Annotated in this window: 18 protein-coding genes, 1 pseudogene and 1 other annotated feature; of the genes and pseudogenes, 3 read left to right on the forward strand and 16 right to left on the reverse strand. The window is 29.2% G+C overall.

Going from position 1 to position 22014, the window contains the following annotated elements; genetic code table 11:
• Positions 1-8: 8 nt before the first annotated feature.
• From RDK80_RS09735 to RDK80_RS09765, 7 genes and pseudogenes are all read right to left on the reverse strand, one after another.
• Positions 9-434, reverse strand: a pseudogene (locus RDK80_RS09735) (GNAT family N-acetyltransferase); the annotation flags it as partial.
• A gap of 24 nt (positions 435-458) precedes the next feature.
• Complete coding sequence (locus tag RDK80_RS09740; RefSeq protein WP_216554558.1) at positions 459-620, reverse strand: GNAT family N-acetyltransferase; 162 nt, start codon at positions 618-620, stop codon at positions 459-461.
• A gap of 32 nt (positions 621-652) precedes the next feature.
• Positions 653-1204: a GNAT family N-acetyltransferase gene (locus RDK80_RS09745; RefSeq protein ID WP_216554560.1), complete on the reverse strand. Its 552-nt coding sequence runs from the start codon at positions 1202-1204 to the stop codon at positions 653-655.
• A gap of 692 nt (positions 1205-1896) precedes the next feature.
• On the reverse strand, positions 1897-3714 hold the full coding sequence (locus RDK80_RS09750; protein WP_216554562.1) for an ABC transporter ATP-binding protein: 1818 nt from the start codon (positions 3712-3714) through the stop codon (positions 1897-1899).
• Positions 3707-5512 (reverse strand): ABC transporter ATP-binding protein, encoded by a 1806-nt coding sequence (locus tag RDK80_RS09755; protein ID WP_216554564.1) that lies wholly within the window; start codon positions 5510-5512, stop codon positions 3707-3709. The genes RDK80_RS09750 and RDK80_RS09755 overlap by 8 nt, the downstream gene beginning before the upstream one ends.
• Positions 5513-6319: 807 nt before the next feature.
• Positions 6320-7354 carry a radical SAM/SPASM domain-containing protein gene (locus RDK80_RS09760; protein ID WP_216554566.1) on the reverse strand — a complete coding sequence of 345 codons (1035 nt, stop codon included), beginning with the start codon at positions 7352-7354 and terminating at the stop codon, positions 6320-6322.
• The gene (locus RDK80_RS09765; RefSeq protein WP_216554568.1) at positions 7344-7622 is read right to left on the reverse strand and encodes a PqqD family protein; all 279 of its coding nucleotides are present in this window, start codon (positions 7620-7622) and stop codon (positions 7344-7346) included. The genes RDK80_RS09760 and RDK80_RS09765 overlap by 11 nt, the downstream gene beginning before the upstream one ends.
• A 577-nt stretch (positions 7623-8199) precedes the next feature.
• On the opposite strand from RDK80_RS09765, the gene RDK80_RS20100 reads away from it, so the two are divergent.
• Positions 8200-8556, forward strand: coding sequence for a transposase (locus RDK80_RS20100; protein WP_338114433.1), 357 nt, complete (start codon positions 8200-8202; stop codon positions 8554-8556).
• A gap of 1094 nt (positions 8557-9650) precedes the next feature.
• Here RDK80_RS20100 and RDK80_RS09770 read toward each other — a convergent pair.
• From RDK80_RS09770 to RDK80_RS09790, 5 genes are all read right to left on the reverse strand, one after another.
• Positions 9651-10511, reverse strand: a complete 861-nt coding sequence (locus RDK80_RS09770; RefSeq protein ID WP_216554637.1) for an AAA family ATPase — start codon at positions 10509-10511, stop codon at positions 9651-9653.
• A 231-nt stretch (positions 10512-10742) separates the two neighbouring features.
• On the reverse strand, positions 10743-12371 hold the full coding sequence (locus RDK80_RS09775; protein ID WP_308524160.1) for a hypothetical protein: 1629 nt from the start codon (positions 12369-12371) through the stop codon (positions 10743-10745).
• Positions 12372-13151 (reverse strand): ABC transporter ATP-binding protein, encoded by a 780-nt coding sequence (locus RDK80_RS09780; RefSeq protein WP_308524161.1) that lies wholly within the window; start codon positions 13149-13151, stop codon positions 12372-12374.
• Positions 13152-13245: 94 nt separating this feature from the next.
• Positions 13246-13785 carry a metalloregulator ArsR/SmtB family transcription factor gene (locus tag RDK80_RS09785; RefSeq protein ID WP_308524162.1) on the reverse strand — a complete coding sequence of 180 codons (540 nt, stop codon included), beginning with the start codon at positions 13783-13785 and terminating at the stop codon, positions 13246-13248.
• Between the two features lie 11 nt (positions 13786-13796).
• Positions 13797-14171 carry a hypothetical protein gene (locus RDK80_RS09790; RefSeq protein WP_308524163.1) on the reverse strand — a complete coding sequence of 125 codons (375 nt, stop codon included), beginning with the start codon at positions 14169-14171 and terminating at the stop codon, positions 13797-13799.
• Between the two features lie 182 nt (positions 14172-14353).
• Between RDK80_RS09790 and RDK80_RS09795 the strand changes: the two genes are divergently transcribed.
• Positions 14354-15355 (forward strand): aminopeptidase, encoded by a 1002-nt coding sequence (locus RDK80_RS09795; protein WP_308524164.1) that lies wholly within the window; start codon positions 14354-14356, stop codon positions 15353-15355.
• A 58-nt stretch (positions 15356-15413) separates the two neighbouring features.
• On the opposite strand, the gene aspS is transcribed toward RDK80_RS09795, so the two are convergent.
• The 3 genes from aspS to RDK80_RS09810 form a co-directional block, all read right to left on the reverse strand.
• The gene (aspS, locus tag RDK80_RS09800; protein ID WP_308524165.1) at positions 15414-16703 is read right to left on the reverse strand and encodes an aspartate--tRNA(Asn) ligase; all 1290 of its coding nucleotides are present in this window, start codon (positions 16701-16703) and stop codon (positions 15414-15416) included.
• Between the two features lie 178 nt (positions 16704-16881).
• Positions 16882-17109 (reverse strand) — a binding site (T-box leader).
• A 145-nt stretch (positions 17110-17254) separates the two neighbouring features.
• Positions 17255-18355, reverse strand: coding sequence for a radical SAM protein (locus tag RDK80_RS09805; protein ID WP_308524166.1), 1101 nt, complete (start codon positions 18353-18355; stop codon positions 17255-17257).
• 18 nt (positions 18356-18373) lie between these two features.
• Positions 18374-19018 (reverse strand): helix-turn-helix domain-containing protein, encoded by a 645-nt coding sequence (locus RDK80_RS09810; RefSeq protein WP_308524167.1) that lies wholly within the window; start codon positions 19016-19018, stop codon positions 18374-18376.
• A gap of 174 nt (positions 19019-19192) precedes the next feature.
• On the opposite strand from RDK80_RS09810, the gene abc-f reads away from it, so the two are divergent.
• The gene (gene abc-f, locus RDK80_RS09815) at positions 19193-21076 is read left to right on the forward strand and encodes a ribosomal protection-like ABC-F family protein (protein ID WP_308524168.1); all 1884 of its coding nucleotides are present in this window, start codon (positions 19193-19195) and stop codon (positions 21074-21076) included.
• A gap of 88 nt (positions 21077-21164) precedes the next feature.
• On the opposite strand, the gene RDK80_RS09820 is transcribed toward abc-f, so the two are convergent.
• Complete coding sequence (locus RDK80_RS09820; protein WP_308524169.1) at positions 21165-21935, reverse strand: TIM barrel protein; 771 nt, start codon at positions 21933-21935, stop codon at positions 21165-21167.
• Between the last annotated feature and the right edge of the window lie 79 nt (positions 21936-22014).

The raw sequence follows: 22014 nt of genomic DNA on the forward strand, positions 1-22014 counted from the left end.
TAATCTGATTAATATTCTTTATTCTTATTTCTCCATTCACTTTTACTAAGTTTATAATAGTGGAATTCTTCATTTTCAATCTCAATACTACTTATATAGCTAAATCCACATTTTTGAATTACTCTATTTGAAGGTATATTATGTGTTAGCGCTATTGCGTTTAGCACCTCAATATTAGTATTTTCAAATAAACACCTTATTAATCCTTGTGCCGCCTGAGTTGTATATCCCTTAGATCTATAATTCTTTGAAATAGCATAGGCTATCTCTCTATTGGGTGGTGGCAATTCATCTTTTAAACCTGTACAACACCACCCAATAAACTCATTCGTTTCCTTTAATATGATACCTAAAAATAGTAACTGGTTCTGAATATTAGGAACAGTTTCTAAAAATTCTTTATTACTTTTTATATGAAAATCTATTAACCATTCCTTACGCTGTTCCTTTGTTGATTTTCAATCAGGTAAATAATCTGTTATTTCAGGCTGTAATGTAAGATCATATAACTCATCCAAATCCTCTAATCTAAATTCTCTTAATACTATATCCTTACAATCTATTGTAAAGACATTTTTTGAGCTTATCTCTTCATAACTCGTAATTTTACTTTTAGACATAATTATTACTCCTCCCTTATTATTAAATACACCTACTTTTTAATCTTTAAATATTCCTCTTTTGTAAGAGAATAATAGGGTTCTCCATTGTAAAAATCAAACTCTTCAGGTAGACCACTAACAAAGTACTGAAATTTAAATCCAAGCTTTTGTATTACTCTATTTGAGGCCATATTTTCTGGTTTTGCTAAGGCAATAATTTTTTGAAGCCCTATTGTATTAAAACAATAGTGAATCAATGCAGTCATGGCTTCAGTAGCATATCCATGTCCCCAGTAATCTTGCCCAATCAAATAATATATCTCCTTCTCTGGATAGAAGCAATCCAGAATTCCAACTCCACACCAACCAATAAATTTACCTGTCTCTTTTAAAAAGATTGCAAAAGAATATTTAAAATCTCCCTCAAAACCAGTTTCATAAGAATTAATCAACCATTTAAATAAACCTCTATATTCTTCAAAAGACATAACTTCCATATCCATATATTTGAACAGCTGTTTATTTTGCGTTAATTCAAAAGATTCTAATAAGTCCTTCTCGATATACGGTCTAATTACTAATCTACTTGTTTCAATTCTCATTTTTTTATCACATTAAGACTCCTTTTTATTGTTTTTTGTTCTTCTCTTCTTTAAAAATATATTGGCATAAACTCACCTCCTACAAAAAATTAAAAGGCTGTAATGAAATTAGATTTCATTTACAACCTTAGTAGAATTATTGTTATTTTATATATGCAAAATAGATAGACAAATGTCTATTTATTACATAAAAATGCCATACGTTAAGTATGGCATTTAATAACATAACAAATATAGAAATATGCAAATTAAAAGATCATAATAAAAAATTAGTATTCTTTTAACAACATAAATTTATAAAAGGTATAAACGCAAAAACTATTTCTTAACATTGATTGTCTTAAAAATGCATTGTCCGTGAATTCAGAATTGAAAAATTTCAAAATAAATAGAATAACTTAATCAAAAATATTTCACCTATTAAACACAAGAACTTAAAAAATGTAATATTAAATGTCCACATTTTAAAAATGAATTTTATAGTGTAAATATTTACCACAAATATATGATGATCTAGTTTTGCAAATCGTACCACTTACAATGAGGGTGATTATAATAGAGTCTGTAATCAAGGCTTCCATCATGTCTTTTTAGTGAATGGTGATGATGAAATGATTCATAATCCCAGAAGATCATTGCCAATGGCAACTGGCAATCTATCTTTATATTAATTTTCCATTAATAAAAACATACTACAATATTGTATTAGCTGTAGCATAAGATTGTGCTTGTGATTCCCACATATTTTTATATAACAGACAACTTAAAAGCAATTTTTCATGGCTTCCTACCCCTACAATTCTCCCTTCTTTCATAACAACAATTTTGTCAGCAAATTTAACTGAACCTAATCGATGAGTTATTATCACGGCTGTTTTATTCCTTGCGATTTTTGCAAAACGTTCATATATTTTCGTCTCTTCTACAGGGTCAATTGCAGCAGTAGGCTCATCTAATATTATTAATTCGTGGTCTCTATAAACACCTCTAGCAATTGCTACTTTCTGCCATTCCCCACCTGACAAATCTACACCGTCAAACTCTCTAGATAGCATAGTCTCATATCCATTTGGAAAAATATCAGTATCTAACCGAAGTCCAGATTGCACAACAGCCACATCTATATCTTGTTGTGTTTTTGACTCAGATTCCATATCACTGATTGTAATATTATCTGATAACTCAAGCTGATACCTCTGGAAATTCTGAAATACACCTGTGATTCCTGTAAACAATACTCTTGGTGTAATCTCCTTTGTTGATTTATTGTTATGCGTAACTCTTCCATTTTGCGGCAGATACAATCCAGTAATCAAACGAATCAATGTAGATTTGCCAGCTCCATTTTCTCCTACTACAGCAATTGTTTCTCCTCTATGAATTGTTAAATTCACATTTTCCACTGCATTTATATCGGAACAAGGATAAGAGAAACTAACATTTTCTAAACTAATCTCTCCATGAAAACTTTCCTCCTGTACCTTTTCGCATCCTTCTCTTTCTTCAAGCTCTAGAAATCTTAAATAGTTTTGTACTTTTCCAAAATTATTTGCATAATATCCTAGACGTCCACATATAACTTGTTCCATCATATTAAACATACTTTCAATAGAAGCAAAAACTGCAGCAAAAGCACCTACAGATATCTCGTTATTCATCAATGCATCAACAAGCATCCATAAAATACCCATATATCCTATAAGTGTAGCCAACTTAGTACTAAGCTCTATCAAATTAACCTTCATATCCGCCTTCCACTTCAAGTGGTTAATCTGTACCAATGTTTGTTTTAACAATTCCATAAAATACGGACATGCACCTAAGATACGTGTTTCCTTTACATACTTCCTACCCGACAGACAATTTTCATAATATTCACCTTTTCTTCTAAGGGGCGCCGATTTATCTTCCAGTTTTGAAAACACCTTTACACGTATGAACTGTGTAAACATAACAGGTAAAAAAACTACAAGTAACGATACTACTAACACCGGTTTTAATAAAAATAGATATGTGCCCATGAAAAGAAAATATGGGAAATAAAATAACATTACATCCATAATTGTATTTATAAGATTTATAGCAAAGTCTATTCCAGAATAAGATTTATTAATATGATCTAAAATTTCATTATTTTCAAAGCAAATGGGGTCTAGTTTGTTCATTTTCAAATTTACAGTGCTAGTAAGTTGTCCTCGTACTTTAGGATCATAAGTCTCAGCTATAAAATTAGCAAGTCCATTTGTAATTTGTTCAAATACTTTTATTGAAAACAGAAATAGCAGTGCAAAAATAGCACTTTTTATTGTACCTTTATCATTTGATAAATCAGCTACCTTATCAAATAATACCTGCATCCCAAATGTTGATGCTGCAATGGACACTCCATTAAAAGCAAAGAGTATATAGTTAAACGTAACTAGCCTAGGTGAAACGGATACGATCTGAGGAAAAACTTTTCTAAACATAGTCCATATTGTTATATTCTTTTGTACATGCTCCTTATTCATCATACCAACTCCTTTGTGCCTTAAACATATTAGAATAGATACCGTTTTTTTGAAGTAATTCATCATGGCTACCACATTCAGCAACAACCCCGTCATCTACTACCAATATTTGATCAGCAATTCTTGCAGCACCTAGTCTATGAGTAATTAGAATTGTTGATTTTCCTTTACTTACTTTTCTAAATAATTCGTATACTTTACTTTCACTAATTGGATCAAGTGATGCAGTAGGCTCGTCAAGAATATGTATAGGCGCCTTACTTATCAGATTTCTGGCGATAGCAACCCTTTGCCATTGACCTCCAGATAAATCTATTCCATCTTTCATTAATTTGCCTAACGGTGTATCAATACCTTTTGGCATCTTTTTAATAGATTCCGTCATATCCATACTGTCCAGAGCATTTTCCACTAAAGTTTTTTGTTCATCAATCTTATGATTTTCTCCACAATTACCTAAAATCACATTATCCTTAATCGTCACGTAATACTTTGCAAAATCCTGAAATACCACAGAGAAATATGCTTTTAACTGTTCTTGTGTAAAGTTTCTTAAATCTTTCCCATTAATTAGTATCTTACCCTCATAATTATCATATAGCCCTGTAAGTAACTTTGTTATAGTCGTTTTGCCAGCACCATTTTTCCCAACAAAGGCATACGCTTTACCTTTCTCTAACCTCATAGAAAGACCATTTAGAATCTTTCTATCCGTTCCTGGATAAGTGAAATGTACATTAATAAATTCTAAGCTCTCATAAGGCATTTCCTGTATAGATATATCCGGAAGTTCATCTGAACCTTGAGTTTCTTCAAGCCTTGAAAACAAGGAGAAATCTATTAAATACATTTTATTTTTAGAATATTCCTTCATTGCAAAAGATAACTCCCATGACATCTTTTGCACAAGATTAAAAGCAGCAGTAACTAAACTTATATATAAGCCAACTGTGATTACTCTATTTCCTGCAGGTACAATCAATACTAATGCAATTACCATTGATAAAAATGTTGTTATGATACTTGCTGTTTTCGTTCTAATAAATATCTTTTTATCAGCCTCGTATTCAATTTTACGTGCGATTTCATACCTATCAAACCAGACTTTATTTATAGCCTTCGTATACCCAAATAAAGCGCGTTCTTCAATATTTTCTCTAGACGAAAGAACCTCTTTTAAATAATCTGCCCTTCTTCTATACTTTTCTGCATCTGTAAATGCCTCATAATCAACTTTACCACTCTTAAATGCCAGTGCGAATAATGGAACTGAAATTCCTACAATGGCGATAGATACCCACCATACATGTGCAGCAATTAATAATAGAATACTTGTGATTTCTACTATATACTCCATGATATTTAGGATATTATTCAATCCTTTTATCATTTGCTCAGAAGGACCCTTGCCTATTCTTGTAATTAATTCCCATGTCTCATTATTTTCAATATGCTTATATGCTAAACGACTCCTTTTTTTTACTACAGCTAGTCGCATCACTTCGTTCATTCGTAAATCGAGTCTTAAGTTCACAAATGCTAACAATATTGAGGAAATCCAAGAAAATCCAATAAGTCCCATAATTGCAAATAAAGGCGAATAAATTCTAATTACTCTACCATTTGAAAAAATATCAATGGCTGTATCTACAAATGAAGTTGTTGCCAACACCAGAAGACTAGGAATAGCAGCAACAAAAAATCGTAATAACACCATGCATATCACAGGCATAGGTGCAATTTTTAAAGGTATTCGAATATAATCAATTACCTTGTATTTTCTATTTTCAATTATCATACATCTTCCCCCACAGTTTAGCTATATTTATCGTTTATATTGTTAAATAAATCCAACTAAATCATATAATGTTTTTACCATAAATTTAAAATATCACAGAAATACAACTTCATCAAATCGATTATATATTTTAAAAAGCCCTGATTACCATCCTACCTTTTATTTAAAAGTAACAGCTCTCAAGGAGATATTTACTAAATCGTTATTGATAAAAAATATGTATACAAACTAGAAATTTAATTCTTTATATATCCAATATTATTTTATTGCTATCTTTATTTACCTCTGCATGGTGCACACCCTCTATTAGGAGGTTCACCAAAAGTCGTTATTTCAGCAACAACTGGTTTAGTGTAGTTCATTATTTTTCACCTCTTTTCAAATTACTTATTATATATAAACTTGAATACCGCTTTAAAATGATATGTTTAACTTTTAAAAAAGCTATCATTATAAAACAATATACTCAAGTTTAAAATATCTTAATAAAATTTATTTTTTTAATAATCATGAAACTTTAATTGTTGTAAATTGTTTTGTCTAGATATTCCTAAACGTCTATCAACTGTGCACATCCATATAAACTCTTATCCTCTGATAATGCTAATCCAAAATATCTACAGATAAATTTTTTCTTAATTTTTATGTTCCAAAGGGTTGTCTTAGATATTAAAAATGAACTTTCAAAATTATAGCATCAATTAGCTGATTGTTTGACCCCTACAAGTCTTACATAATTTATCTAATACAGAAGTAATCTAATTTAAATTTGAAAACTTATAGCAAATTTTTTTAGCACCATGAAATTTATAGTTGTTGTGAATTCTGTTTTCTAGCAATTGCTATCTGTCTATCAACTGATGAACATCCATATAACGTCTTGTCCTCTGATAATGCTAATCCAGGACATCTACCACAAAAATCTATTAAATCACAATTAACACATTCAGGTAAATCTTTTTTCTTCATTCTTTTAATTTTTTTTAATTCTTCAGAGTTATTCCAAATATCTGAAATTGAACTATCGAAAATATTACCAACTTTGCACAAAAATGAATTGCAAGGATATACATTACCTTTACAATCTATGTAAATATTGTTAATTATTGGTTTACACAAGTAATCATCAAAATCAAAAAGTGGTTTTATTTTTTTAGATTCACCAATATCTTGCATTCTATCAATATCCTTAATGATTTTAGCATAATCATTATTGTCAATCCTTAATGACACAGGTGATATATCTCCATTGTTTTTGGAACTGATTGCAGTTGTTACTTGATATTTAAAATTATTTTTATCACAAAATGATTTTAACTCTTTATATTCACAACTATTCTCTTTCATTAATGGTGTTTTGATTTCTATGGGAATATTATACTTGTCCATTAAAAAAATATTATTTAGTACTTTTTCTAAAGAACCAGATATTCCCGTTATAGAATCATGTATTAAACTATTTAATGAAAATATAGTAGTTGAAAATTCAGCAATGTATAAATTAGCTAATTTCTCAACTTTTTCTTTATTTAACATAGAAGCGTTACTGAGTAAATTTACTCTAAAGTTTAAACTTCTAGCAATTTCAATAATTTCAAGGACATCTTGCCTAAAGAAAATCTCTCCACCCGTAAAAGTAACATCAAATGTTCCTAGCTCTCGTAAATCATTAAGTAATTTTGTTATCGTTTCAATATTCAATCCACTGTCATTATGCTCAGGTATATAACAGTGTTTACACTTCCAATTGCACTCTGTTAATAATTCAATAGTTGCATGTAAAGGAATGTTTTTGTCGATAGAAATTTCTTCTAATGAAATGTTTAAAATATCATGACTCATAACAATCTTCTCCTTTTGTTAGCAATTTTTTTGAAATTAAATCTTCTACAAACTCTTTCAAATCACTTGTAATAATATCGTTTGCCACATCATATTGTTCACTTAATATTTCCACTATTTCTTTATACAAGTTATGAGATTTAATCAATATCCAAAACTCTTTTCCAATTTCTTTCAAAGTAAATTCTTTTTTAGTAACTTCATCAATTATAAATATCTGATTATCTATTAATTGCCATGAAATATTTTTCGAATAATAAATTTTCATAACTACCACCTCCATTATTATAGTTACCTTTAGCGTTAACCATAACTTATAACGCTTTGAATCACTGTATTTTAAACAGTAACCTTTCCTTATCACTCAAAATATTTATATTTCCAAAAGGATTTTTGCCTCTCTATGTCGAATAATATAAGTACGACCAAATATTATATTAAGGATGCAAAAGCCTTTATATGAACGTCAATTAATCTTTAACAATATCTATTTGTTTGCATCTAAATCTAATAGTAAAACAAAATTTAAGGTTACTGAATTACTTAGTTTCCTTGATACCAACCATTATATTGCCTATCTATGTGATTTTAAGCCTTTTAGATCCTTGCCTTCTTATTCTGTCTTTCAAAGGTTTATTAAATATATAGACAATGAATCCTTAAAATAAATTATAAAATCTCAAGTATTAAAACTTCAACAACTTGAATTTATCGATAATTCTTTTGTTTCATGTGATGCAACTCAGATATTTGCTAATACTAAACAAAATAATTCTAAGTCTTTCACTATCAATAAATTTAAGAAAGACAACCATCCTAAATCTGATCTAGATTGCAAATTAGGTATTTATACTTCATCTAATTCTCATAATGAAAAGAAATATAAATTTTATTGGGGTTACAAGAATATTATTCTAACTGATGTTATTTCTGGTATTCCTATTGCTGAAATTACAACAACTACTGAAATCGCCGAATCTTCTATGGTGATTGATTTTCTTAAAAAGGTTAATCCGTGGTTTTCTCTTAATGAAACTTATTTTATTGGCGATAAAGCCTATGATACTAAATACATTCATAATTTTATTCGTTATGACCTTGATGGTCATGCCTTCATCCCACTTAGTCCTTGTAGCTCTAAGGAAAAGAAAATGCTAAGTGATTCTAATGCCATTAGCAAAGCTCGCTATGCACAAGGATAGTAAACAATATTTTGATTCTTATATTAAGCAAAAGTTTTGCTGTCCTTTTAGAACTAAGAAAGGTGATTCTTTATTCTCTTGTAAACATCCTAGATATTTTAATGGTAAGAAAAATAGAAAATGCACCAGCTGTATTACAATAGATACTAATTATCCGGCTTCTATAAATCAAAAATCTATCTTTCTTAAAAAATTTATGCTTTAAGAACTGAATCTAAAAAGTATAATTACAAAATAAAACAGTCTTAATCTTGAAAAATCTACGGTACGTAACATTAATTCTATTTCTAATTTAAATACTTTAGGTCATTTTACACTTTTATCTCTGGCTCTTAAAACTATTGCTGATAATCAAAAAGATAAAATTAGATTTCTATCTAAGTTTAAAAAAGTTTCATAAGCCTATATACATTTAGCTCTTTAGTTTTTAGGTTAGAATTATCAACCCTTAGCCTTGATATGCCATTTTTTGACTTAATTCTTTTAAATTTTCAATTTCCAAGCTGAAAATGATTAATTTCTATCCTTTCTAGATGAATATATATTTGATGTTCATTATTAAAAGTTCTATGTTAAAATTTTATTAATTATGCTCATATCCATCTAATTCATTGTGAATCATCTAAATTATATAATTAACTAGGGATATATTCAATGAATTTAATCCGATATTTTTGGATATTTTTCGACATCTTTAGATATATTCTGTTGCATTTTGTCGAATAATGCTAAAATAATGAATAGACTACATTAAATAGGAAAATTTGATTCAGATCAATGATATGCTGATATTTGCAATTAAATTGTCTTGTAGCTTATATTGTTCACTAAAACTCTAAAAACTTATGAATTTATAATCCCATAATATACAAGATCTTCATATCTATCCTCCCCGTATAATCTTTTTAATTACCTAGGATATCTTGATTATAAAGCATTAAATGTTAAAAGACTATTAAGTGTCTGTTGATTTAATTCTCTTATTAGTTGATTTAGCATATTTAAGCATAAGAATGCAGAAGATAAGTCCTTACTAAGGGGTAATTAAATAAGTTCATGAAAGCACCCTCACCTCTTCAGATTATGATTATAATCTATACCCCAAATTCGCTTTCATATTTTTTAAAAAATTCATAATATATACGTAGATTTTCTAATTCTGTCCATCTTTTCACCTGAATTGGATTTTCATCAAGATTATATATTTTTGCTCCATGCATAGCAAGGAAAAATGGAGAATGTGTTGATATAATAAACTGGCAGTCAAAAAATCGTGCAGAATCCTCGATAAACTTCATTAATTTCATCTGACGTTTTGGAAAAAGGCTGTTTTCAGGCTCATCTAATAAATAAAGTCCATTTTCCTCAATTTTTTCTGTAAAATATAGAAAGGCACTTTCACCATTTGAATACTTTCGTACATTATCCATCAATTCATTCCTCACAAAACGTGACTGCGTTTTGCTTCTAGCAAAATTTGCCTTTTTAAGCTGCTCGTAATCTGCTATAGACTTCATTTGAAAATGAGAATACTTAGCATCCAAATATTCTTCAAAAAGTTCTTCCCGTTTTTGGTCAATTCCTTCGTTGAGGTTGCGGATGTTAAACATATAATCAAATACATCATCACTGGTAATAATTCTACTTTTTTCAGAAATATCAGTTCCAAGTTCCATTGTACACATACTGACATAGTCTGTATAAAAATTAGATTTATTATAGATAGAGTCACGATTGATCCCTGTCTTTTCTGCTATCACATTTAATGCTGTTGATTTTCCTGAGCCATTCCCACCATAGAAAATCGTTATCGGCTCAAAATCAACTCTTTCAAGACCATTTTTTGATAGTATCTTAAATGGATAAAAAGAATCATAGCACGTTCTTTTTATATTAATCAAAAAGTCAAATTCTATATCCCCATTTGGAAATGTAAAAGTATTTAAATAAACCATTATTATCTTCCTTGTCATCATATTATATAAATAATTTTATAAGTGAACTGCTCTCCACTAGTGAAATCAATTAATTGAAATTGAATGATGTTTACTATAATATTCTTATTTTGTTATAATACTATCTCATGGTAAATGAACATTTACAACAAGAATTACATTATCCATATGTTCAACAACAATCAATGTATAGTAAACATATGACGTATATAGCAATATATCATCCTTCTACTAAGCAATACATTTACTCCAAGCTATTTTACTTACTATTAATCCAACTGGAATATAAATATATACACCATAAGGAATCATAGTTAATATATAATGTCCTAATGCAAATACACCCATTATAAACACAGTTATTAAAATATTACCTCCACTGACAGGGTTTTCTGTTATTTCAAAGGCCTTAGAAAATGGTAAATTATTATCCAATATTTTAAATACACTAATGATGAAAAGCAACATATTTATTCCAGCTACTATAACTTGGTCAACTATCTGCATCCTATATATAATTAAAAATATTAAACTGACTAAAATAAATACAGGTACAAATAAATTTACAATTGCCGCTTTAACAGTACCTCTATAAATAGCAGACTTATCTTCTATGGGTATAGTTTGGTATATCCAAGCACCTTTATAATTTCCAGAATACTCTAATGATCCTAATACAGCAGGAATCATCATGAATACCATGTAAAACCATAAATAATTCTTTGTATTAGAAACATTTAAAAAATCCCTCCGATTCATACTAAGCATCATAAAGAATGGGAATATAATAGACACTCCTAAACTTGGATAAACCTTCAGCTTAAATGTTCTTTCATTTCTCAACATATTAGTGGCAAACTTATAAAAGATTCTCTCTTCTTTATTTCTACATAATATCTTTGACATAAAAATAGTAACTTTATTTCTATCCTTAGTTTGACCCTCTGTACTATTTAATTTCAGTAAATTTCTTTCGAATGTAGGTATTAGTTTTATATAAATCACTATAGATAAAATTGGAATTAAAGTCCCAAGTATAGAGTAGATTATAATATAACTCTCACGATTGCCCTTTAATATTAACTCAAAGGGTGCAGCAAACCATAATGGTGGAAAAAAGTATTTCCATAGACTAGGATTATATTTCATATTGTTTATATCTATAATATTAAAAAGTCTACCTATTAATTGATATCCTAGAGACATAATTATGGTTAACCCTATTTGAACATAATTTATAATATCCTTTAACTTTTCACCGCTAGAAAATCTGAGAACTACAAGGTAAATAAGGGCAGTAAGTATAATTACAAATAATGCAATCAAAATAACTTCTAATAAGTATATAAAAAAGAAAGTCAATCCATGCTTTTTTATGGATACAATAAGTGAAGGTCCAGCGATAGCCATAGTGATGGTTGTAATATACATAAATATATGTAATATCTTAGCCATATTTAGTGTTTTACTATCTACGGGTTTTGAAAGTAATATTTCCTTATCTTTCACATCTAACAATACTGAGCTAAAATCTACTATTAAAGAAGTCATTAATAAGAACATAGTTATTCCAAATATAAAACTCATTTGGAACAAAAAATTTTTTCCAACTACTATAAATACAATTAAAAAAGCTCCCATTAGAATATATATCCATAAAGATTTTAAGAAATTATTCCTATCATCAGCTTCTTTTGCTTTTTTCTTGTTACTTTGATTACTCAAAACAGTAGATACTCTTCTTCCATCTAATATTAGCTTTACATTAAGTATCTTTCGCATCATAGGATAATCTACACCTATTTTTTCAAATAATTTCTTGAAGAGATCCAAGAATTTTAACACTTTAAAATCCCTCATCTACATCACCTCTTCTATGGTAGCTACTATTTCCTTAGCTATTTTCTCATGTTCATTGAAGCCTGTTAATTGATTGAAAATCTTCTCTAAGGAGCTATCCATGGTTCTATCTTTTAGATCATCGAAGCTACCATCTGCTACTATTTCTCCATTGTTTATAAGTATTATCCTACTGCTGATTTTTTCTACTACTTCCATGATATGAGAGGAATAAAAAATAGTCTTGCCTCTTCTAGCTAGTTCTGCTAATACCTCTTTAAATACCATAACACTGTTGGCATCCATTCCGCTTAAAGGTTCATCTAGGAATAGAATATCAGGATCATTGATTAAAGCTGATATTACAAGAGTCTTCTGCTTCATTCCCTTAGAATAAGAGCTGATTCTAGCATCATAAACATTCTTAATCCCAAATAAATCCATTAGTTTCTCAGCTTTTTTATTTGCCGCTTCGTATTCCATACCATAAAGTTCTGCAATAAAAGTAAGATACTCTCTTGCTGTAAGATTTTCATAAATCTCAGCTGTCTCTGGTACATATCCAATTTTCTTTTTATATTCTACTTCTCCATTTCTTATATCTTCTCCAAATATCTTTATCTCCCCGGAATGATCTCCAACTAAACCTAACATAATCTTCACTGTAGTACTCTTTCCTGCTCCATTTGGCCCTATATACCCTATGATTTCTCCCTTATGTACATCTAGGTTAATATCTCTTAATACCTCTTTACTTCCATAGCTTTTCCTTAGACTTCTTATGGTTATTATTGGCTCCATATTCCCATCCCCCCTGTTAATATATTAACCACATTATACCATAATGAATTTTATTTCTTATATGTTTATGAGGATACTATGAAATTTCCTCTAGCTATATTCTTTTATATATTCCGTCCTCTCTTTTCATAAGATTGAATCCTACTAAATCTCTCCTTATGGTACAAAAATCATCATGGAAATCTGCAATTATCAGGTTGACTTCCTTTTCCGTATAAGTTCTATCTCTTTCAAAGCTTTCCACTATTTTTTCTAAAACGATTTGTTTTTTCTTTTTTTGTACTGGCAGATCTTTTAGCTTATTATACTTAAAAAAGGATTCTATAACCTTTTCTTTATATTTTTCTTCTCTTTGATTTAATATCTCCTCCTCATTTCTATTATCTTTTATTAAGTCTTTAAGATTCATTGAAAATATCTTTTCATTTAAGCTATAAACTGTATAGTATTGCTCTTTTTTACATGATACTATATCAGCATCCATTAATTTTTTAAGGTGAAATGAAATAGTTGAGGCAGATAATTCTAATCTTTTAGCCAGTAGTTCCACATACATGGGTTCTATCATTAAACTATTTATAATTCTTAACCTAGAGTTATCTGCCAAACATTTGAAAATCTCTAATGAATTCAATTCTACCACCCCTAATCAATAATTATCTCATTATAATATTCTTTAAATCGACTTTTCAATTCTTCAGCTTCTTGTATTTTTATATCTTCAATTATTACTTCCTTTTCATCTCCAAACTTTAAAGCTTTTTCTTTATTTATATACCAAGGCTTTGTTATTTTATCGAAGAAACCTAGGTATTTTTCTTCTAAATCTACAGATTTATCGTTAAGACTAATATTGAACATTTTATAAAATATTTCAGCTATATTTAACTTCACTTTTTCTAAATTAACTTCATCTAAACATTCCTGTTTTTGCAAATCCTCTATACTACTTTTAAAATTCTCTTGTTTTTCTTTTAAAAAATTCAAATAATTTTCCTTTAGCCAATTTATATCCTTCATCTTCTTCCTCCCTATGATTTATATCATTATTCTATACCATGGGAATTATTATTTCAATATATATCTATATATATTTTGTACATTTAATTCTATTATTATGAAAATAGATTGCTTTTTGAAAAGTTTTATATTAGAATATGATTTGATATATATCGAAATAAATTTATTTAGGAGGTATTTATATGGAATTTATAGACCTAATTCCAAATATTTGTGAAGGATTTCCCTTTGAGAAAGGAGATTTTGTTTTATTAAACTTTTGGGGTGATAATGAAGATTTAAAAATTTTAGATTTGCTTTCAGAGAATATAAGTAAAAAAGGGATTATTCCTTTTAAACATCATTGCTCAAATTCTTTCTTTGAAAGAGTAGTTCTCAATTTGATCCGTAATGATCAGAAATTTGCACAAGAATACTTGGACTATCTATCTTCTTTTAAATATGTAATAGATATATTCATGTACACGCCAAGTTTACCTAATGGAATTTCTGAGCCAGAAATTCCTAGGTTTAAAGAATATTTAGGTGAATTATTTAATTCTTTAACTCAAGATAAAAAATATTATATACAGCTTACTGTTCCTACAGAAACAAACGCTTCTAACGCTGGTTTAGACTATGATATTTATAATTCTGCTTTATGCAATGCTTTATCTGTAGATTTTCCTAAATTAAAAAAATCCTGTAAGGAAAAGGTCGAAAGCCTTAAGGATAAGAACAGTGTGGAAATACTCACTGGAAAAGAATATTCATTAAAATTAGATATTAGTAGTAGGAAATGGTTCGTAGATGACGGATGTGGAGATCTTCCTCCAGGTGAAGTTTATATAGCACCTGTAGAGAATAATAGCAATGGAGATTTGCTAGTTTCTATAGTCAATTTAAAGGGACAAATATATAAGGATGTACTTATGACATTTGAAGATGGCAAACTTATAAAATCTTCTTCAAAAGAAGTAGATGAATTTTTTAATTCACTACCAGAAAACTTCAAAATCCTATGTGAATTTGGAATTGGACTAAACCCCCAAGTTGAGGATTTTATAGGTTTTACATCTATTGATGAAAAAGCCTTAGGCACTTACCATATAGCCTTAGGTATGAATCATTTATTCGGTGGAGAAAATAATTGTCCATTTCATATGGATTTTGTATTCACTTGTGATGAAGTAATTTTTAGCTAAGATTATTAGGAGGTAATTAATTACCTCCTATAAATTACCTTATAACTGTGGTATAAACCTATGGAGTTAATCTTGTTCTATCTCTTGTAATTAATGAGGCTTCCCTTATATTTTCTAGTTCAAGAAGCTGCATTGTTATTCTTTCAAGTCCAATGGCAAGGCCACCATGCATAGGCATTCCATATTTAAATACAGAAGTGTAGTTATGATATTTCTCTGGATTTAAACCTTTATATTTTACATTATTAATTAACATATCATACTCATGAATTCTTTGTCCACCAGTGGTTATTTCTATACCTCTAAATAGCAAGTCAAAACTATGAGTTTCATTTTCTCCACAGGGCATTGTATACATAGGTCTTTTCTTTCTTGGATAATGAGTTAAAAATATGAATTCACATCCTAATTTTTCCTTTGCATATTTACAGATTAACTTTTCTCCTTCGGGGTCTAAGTCTCCATCAATGCCAACTTTATTATATTCCTTTCCTAAGATTTCTAGAGCTTCACTAAATTTGATTCGGGGAATAGTCTCCTCTATTTTAGGTATAGTTATATTTAATAGTTCTAAATATTTCTGTCCTTCTTTTTCCACCTTGTCTAATATATGCTTTAAAAGATTTTCCTCCATATTCATTACATCTTCTTCACTCTCAATGAATCCCATCTCAAGGTCCATGCTTATATATTCATTTAAATGTCTATTTGTATTATGCTGCTCTGCTCTATAGACATGAGCCACTTCAAAAACTCTTTCATATCCAGCTCCAACCATCATTTGTTTATAAAACTGAGGGCTTTGTGTAAGATATGCCTTATTTTCAAAATACTTCATTTCAAATATCTCTGTTCCTCCCTCAGCCCCTTCTGCTACGATTTTAGGCGTAAAAGTTTCCGTAAATCCTTCATTGATTAAAAACTCTCTAAATCCTTGCACTATCAGATTCTGTATTTTAAATATGGAGTTTATTTTTTTATGACGCAAACTTAAAATTCTATTATTTAGCATAGTATCTAAACTAATTTCTAATTCTTCCTTATTGATCTCAATAGGTAACTCTTCTATTGCTTCATTTAGCATTTCAAAGTTTTCTATGAGAACCTCAAAGGGATTTAATGCGTTATTACTTTCCTTTACTTCCCCTAAAATAGATACTACAGATTCCAACTTTATACTGCTAATATCCATTAATTTATTGTCTATGACACATTGTACCAATCCAGTTCTATCTCTTAGGATTACAAAAGTAATTGCTTTGAGTTTTCTTATACGATGAATCCAGCCCTGAATCTTGACTTTTTCACTTATATGACTGCTTAACTCTCCTATCATAACTCTTTTCATTCTTTATCTCTCCTTTTAAATTTATTAAACAAAAAACCCCTTGAGTACTAAAACTCAAGGGGCGAAAATTCGCGGTGCCACCCTAACTAACTTATATTATCAGTCTATAAAACAAAACAATCACACTCTAATTAGAATAAATCTATTTCTAATTAAAAAAAGCTCTCACTCCCATACATATAGGAGTGAAAGCTTATACTTCACGGTGCCATCCTGTTTCAACTAAGCTAATAAACTTAAGTCATCTTTAATCCCTTTAACGGTGGAATCCGATTTATCTTACTTTGATTTTCAGATAAACTTCTCTAGGACGTCTTTCAATATTACTTTTCTCATGGAGCTTCCACCGACCTCCACTCGCTTTAGATACTCGGATAATATTTACTCTTCCCCTCAATGAATTTTATATCTTTTTATATCTATGGTAAAATATTATAATTTAATACTTATCTTGTCAAGAGAATTAAAATAAAATCTATCTTTTATTTTCTGCTTCCATTGATTTAAAAAGGTGAAATTTATATAATTATTAAAATACCTCATTAAGAATCTTAATTTATACTTAATAGATCTTTCACCATTTCTCTATTCTCAAAAAGTGCACAACCACCTTTATGCTCTTTTAGTATCTCATGAATACTTCTAACCTTTTCCAATAAGGAAGAATTTAATGCTTCCTCAAGTGTTACATCTTTTAGATTGATATCTGAATATGGAGCAAAAGGACATGGTTCTATTGACCCTATTGCATTAATATGCACAAATCCTCGACCTGCTGCTAAACACCCTCCAAATTTTTCTTCGTCCCCAGGAAATGCTATGAATATTGCCCTATGTTTTTCTCTTAATTCATTCATACTAACTTTAAGCTGCTCTCTCTGATCTGCTGATATTACAATACTTTCTGTGGAACTATCAAATGGAATATACTCAATAAAGAAAAATGCTCTGCATCCTTTGTCTATATAAGTTCCAATAAATTCATCATTTAAGACATTTTCAAAATTCTCTGTTGTGATAGTTATTGATATCCCATAGAATATACTCTTTTTTTCAAGTAAATCAATGCTAGATAAGACCTTTTGAAATATTCCCTTACCTCTTCTTTTATCTGTTTGATATCTGTCTCCTTCAATGCTTATAACCGGCATTATATTTCTAGCTAGAGAAAAAATTTGAACCCATTCTTCATTTATTAACATCCCATTTGTAAACATAGGAAAAATGATCTCTGGAAACTTTATACACTCTTTAACAATCTCTCCTTTAATAAGAGGTTCTCCTCCAGCTAATAATATAAATGATATGCCCAGTTCCTTTCCTTGGGCAAAAATATTTGACCATTGATTTTCATCAAGCTCTAATGAGTTATTATGAATTTTTTCTTTATCATAACATCCTCTACATCTTAAATTGCAAACACTTGTAATAGAGGCTATCATAAAAGGCGGTACATGAAGCCCTTTTTCTTCATATTTAACTCTAATTTTTTGTGCATTCCTTTGCTCTAATGCAATTTTTATAATACTCTTTGCTGATGTAAAATCTTTAAGAGCTATTTTGATAAAATCCTCCATAAGAAATTCTATTGATCTATTAAGCATTTCTGATAGCATTATATTAGATTCTTTTATATCGTTTAATTCTTCCATCATTGTCCCCCTAAATCATTATTTTCTAATACTATTCCAAAAGAACTCTATATGATGATTTATTTGTATTTCAATATCATCAATATCAATATATTCTACATCTTTTAACATAAATTCTTCATACATTTTATAGATCGCAAAAGCTTGAAATTCTTGGGAATATAAATATGGATTTCCTTCTCTAATAATTCCTTTATCCATAAGTTCCTTCATAAACTTTTCCATGACTTTCCTTGGTTTATCTATAAACTCTTCTAAAAAAAAGTTTCTTATCTTTTGATTCTTAAATTGTTCTTTTATAATGATTTTTAAGATATTAATCATTTCAGGTCTTTTGAGAATATTAATAACACTATCAAATCCACCCTTGAGAATATAAAGGATTTTATCTTCTTTCAAATCAATGAGTGGTACTTCTTTTATCTCAAATACATCTCCCATTTGATAGAAAAGATTTCTATAATATTTGAATATCTCTTCAAGTATTTCTTCTTTACTATTAAAATGATTATATATAGAGCTTCCCTTTATTCCTACAATATCCGCAATCTTTCGTATTGAAGTATTATCGTAACCCTGATCCGAAAACTGTTCTATAGCCACAGCTATAATCTTGTTTTTTGTATCCATTAATTCTAAATCTTCATTAAATAAATCTGCCATCTTCCCACCCTCCTAACTAACGCTGTTAGTTTTATATTATACTAACATCGTTAGTTTGTCAACAAATAAATTATATCCCAGTAAATATTTTATTTATTATAATATCCTATATATCTTGTATCCTTGACTATGGCTATTTCTTCAAATATAATTTAGTTAAGTGAGGTGGCGTATATGATTGAATGTAGCGTAAATAATTTAATTAAATATTATGGAGCAAATAAAGTATTTGAAAATATATCCTTTGAACTGCATAGTAACGAAAGGGTTGGATTAATTGGTCAAAATGGATGTGGCAAAACTACCTTAATGAAAGTTCTAATGGGTGTTGAGGATTATCATGGGGGAAATATTAGTTTTAGAAAAGGAAATAGAGTTGGATACCTAGACCAGATATTCAAATGCTCTAACGATACTACTGTGATAGAAATCCTTGAAATGCCATTTGAGAGTATATTTAATATTAAGCTAGAATTAAAAGCCTTCGAAGAACGCTTGAAGAATTTATCTGGTGAGGCATTAGAAATTGAAATGAAAAACTATGGCCTACTTATGGAAGAATTTGAACGCTGTGGCGGATATGACATAGAAACTAATATAAACAAAGTATGCAGTGGACTTTTTATCCCGGACAGCTTTAGAGAAAAAACATTTGAAGGTTTAAGTGGCGGTGAAAAAACAAGAGTCCTTTTAGCAAGGTTACTCTTAGAAAATCCTGATATACTTTTATTAGACGAGCCTACTAACCATTTAGATATAAAATCTATTGAATGGCTGGAGGAATTTCTCTTAGGTTACAATGGTACTGTACTCATGGTCTCGCACGATAGAAGCTTCCTAGATAAAGTAGCCAATAGAATCATTGAACTAGAACCTACTGCCACAAAAATATATGATGGAAACTATAGCTATTATATTGTAGAAAAGGAAAGACGATTTGAGCTTGAATATAATGCTTATATCAATAATCAAAGAAAAATCGAGAAAATGGAACAGCAAATTGAAAGATATAGAATTTGGGGTGCCATGAGAGATAGTGAGAAGATGTATAAACGTGCCAAGGAACTTGAGAAACGATTAGAAAAAGTGGAAGTATTAGATAGACCAACATTAGAAAACTCAAAAATTAGACTATCGGCTGATAACGTAAGTCGTTCAGGAAAAATTGTTCTTAATGTAGAGAACTTAAGTAAATGCTTTTCTAATAAGAAGCTATTTTCGGATATATCCTTTACTTTATTTTATCAAGATAAATTGTGTATAATGGGAGAAAACGGAAGTGGAAAAACAACTCTTCTAAAGATCATATTAGGAGAACTTGAGCCAGATAGCGGCAATCTGACCATAGGTTCCAGCATAAAGTTAGGATATTTACCACAAAACGTAGTTTTTGAAAATGAAGATATGACAATCCTCGATTATTTTGCTGCTAAACATAGTATCAATCAATTAGATGCAAGATCTGAACTAGCAAAAATGCTATTCATTAGAGATGATGTTCATAAGAAAATAAAGTCTTTATCTGGCGGAGAAAAATCTCGACTTAAATTATGTTCCTTAATATTCGATAAAGTTAATTTTATGATTCTAGACGAACCTACTAACCATTTAGATATTGATTCTAGAGAAGTTTTAGAGGAAACCCTCTCTAACTTTAATGGCACCATCCTTTTTGTCTCACACGACAGATATTTTGTTCAAAAAGTAGCGATAAAGATAATGATACTAGATAAATCTGGAGTAAGACTATATCCTATGACATACGATGAATATTTGGAAGTAAGGAAAAAAGAAATAACAGAGAAGATCGCAATTAAAGAGTTGAAACCAATTAAAACACAGCCAATAAAAACAACTAGAAAACCTAACAATGCTTTTAAAATAGCAAAGGCTGAAGAGGAAATTGAAGAATTGGAAAGCAAATTAAAATTTATTAATGAAGAAATGGCTTTAAACAGCGATAATGCTGATAGGTTATATGAACTCTTTGTTGAAAAGGAATCAATTGAAAAACAGCTTGAAGATTCTTATGAATTATGGGAAACACTTAATACCTAAAGTCCCTTTAGTTTTATATATTTACATCTAATATATATCCCCTAGCTTTATGCTAGGGGATATATATTAGAATGAGTTCATACTGTATCTATAATCTTTCTATTGACTTTCTTAAAGCTTCCTCCGTTTTTGTCTCTATTACAACCGTTAAATTATTTTCCTCTGCAAATTTAACCCTTTCTTTTATAGGAATAATCCCTTCAAATAGAATTTGATGGTCACTATTTCCATTGTAATCATGTAAATGCATGTGACTTACTTTATGAGGATTTTTCAAATATATTTCTTTCATTTTATAATTAGACATAGCATCATGTCCAACATCCCATGTAAAGTATAAGTCATCTATGCTAGCCATCTTTCTAAAAGCTTCTTCCATAAAGTCATGTACTTTCATATTTTCTACACATACTTTTATTCCTAAGGGTTTAGCAATATCTATTATTTTAATCATAGAATCTATAAACTTTTCAATAAATATTTCCCTGTGTCTATCATAGACAAATACTTTCTCCTCAGGTAAGGTAAAATAAATTCCCGGATTTAAGTGAATATTTATTTTCTCTACTCTAAATTTAGAGGCCCATATTGCCATATTATTAAACAATAGAATATTAGCATGTCTTATTTCATCATAGAAACATCCAAAATCAATTTCTTCAGGAAAATGAAGTGTAAAGTTAATATTATATTCTTCCATTAATTTTAGCATTTTTTCTGGATTATTCTTATCTGGCATACAATAAGGCAAATTCATATTTAATTCTACAAAATCTAATTCTAATTCATTACATAATATTACATTATCTAAAATAGTATCTTTTTCAATTAAAGTAGGCATGCCAAATTTACAAGACATTATATTCCTCCCGCTATAAATATACGTTTTGTAAACTTAAATGAAAATTGAGGACTCCAACCTCTGTATGGTACAATGT

The organism is uncultured Tissierella sp. (assembly GCF_902479755.1).
Taxonomy (GTDB): domain Bacteria; phylum Bacillota; class Clostridia; order Tissierellales; family Tissierellaceae; genus Tissierella; species Tissierella carlieri.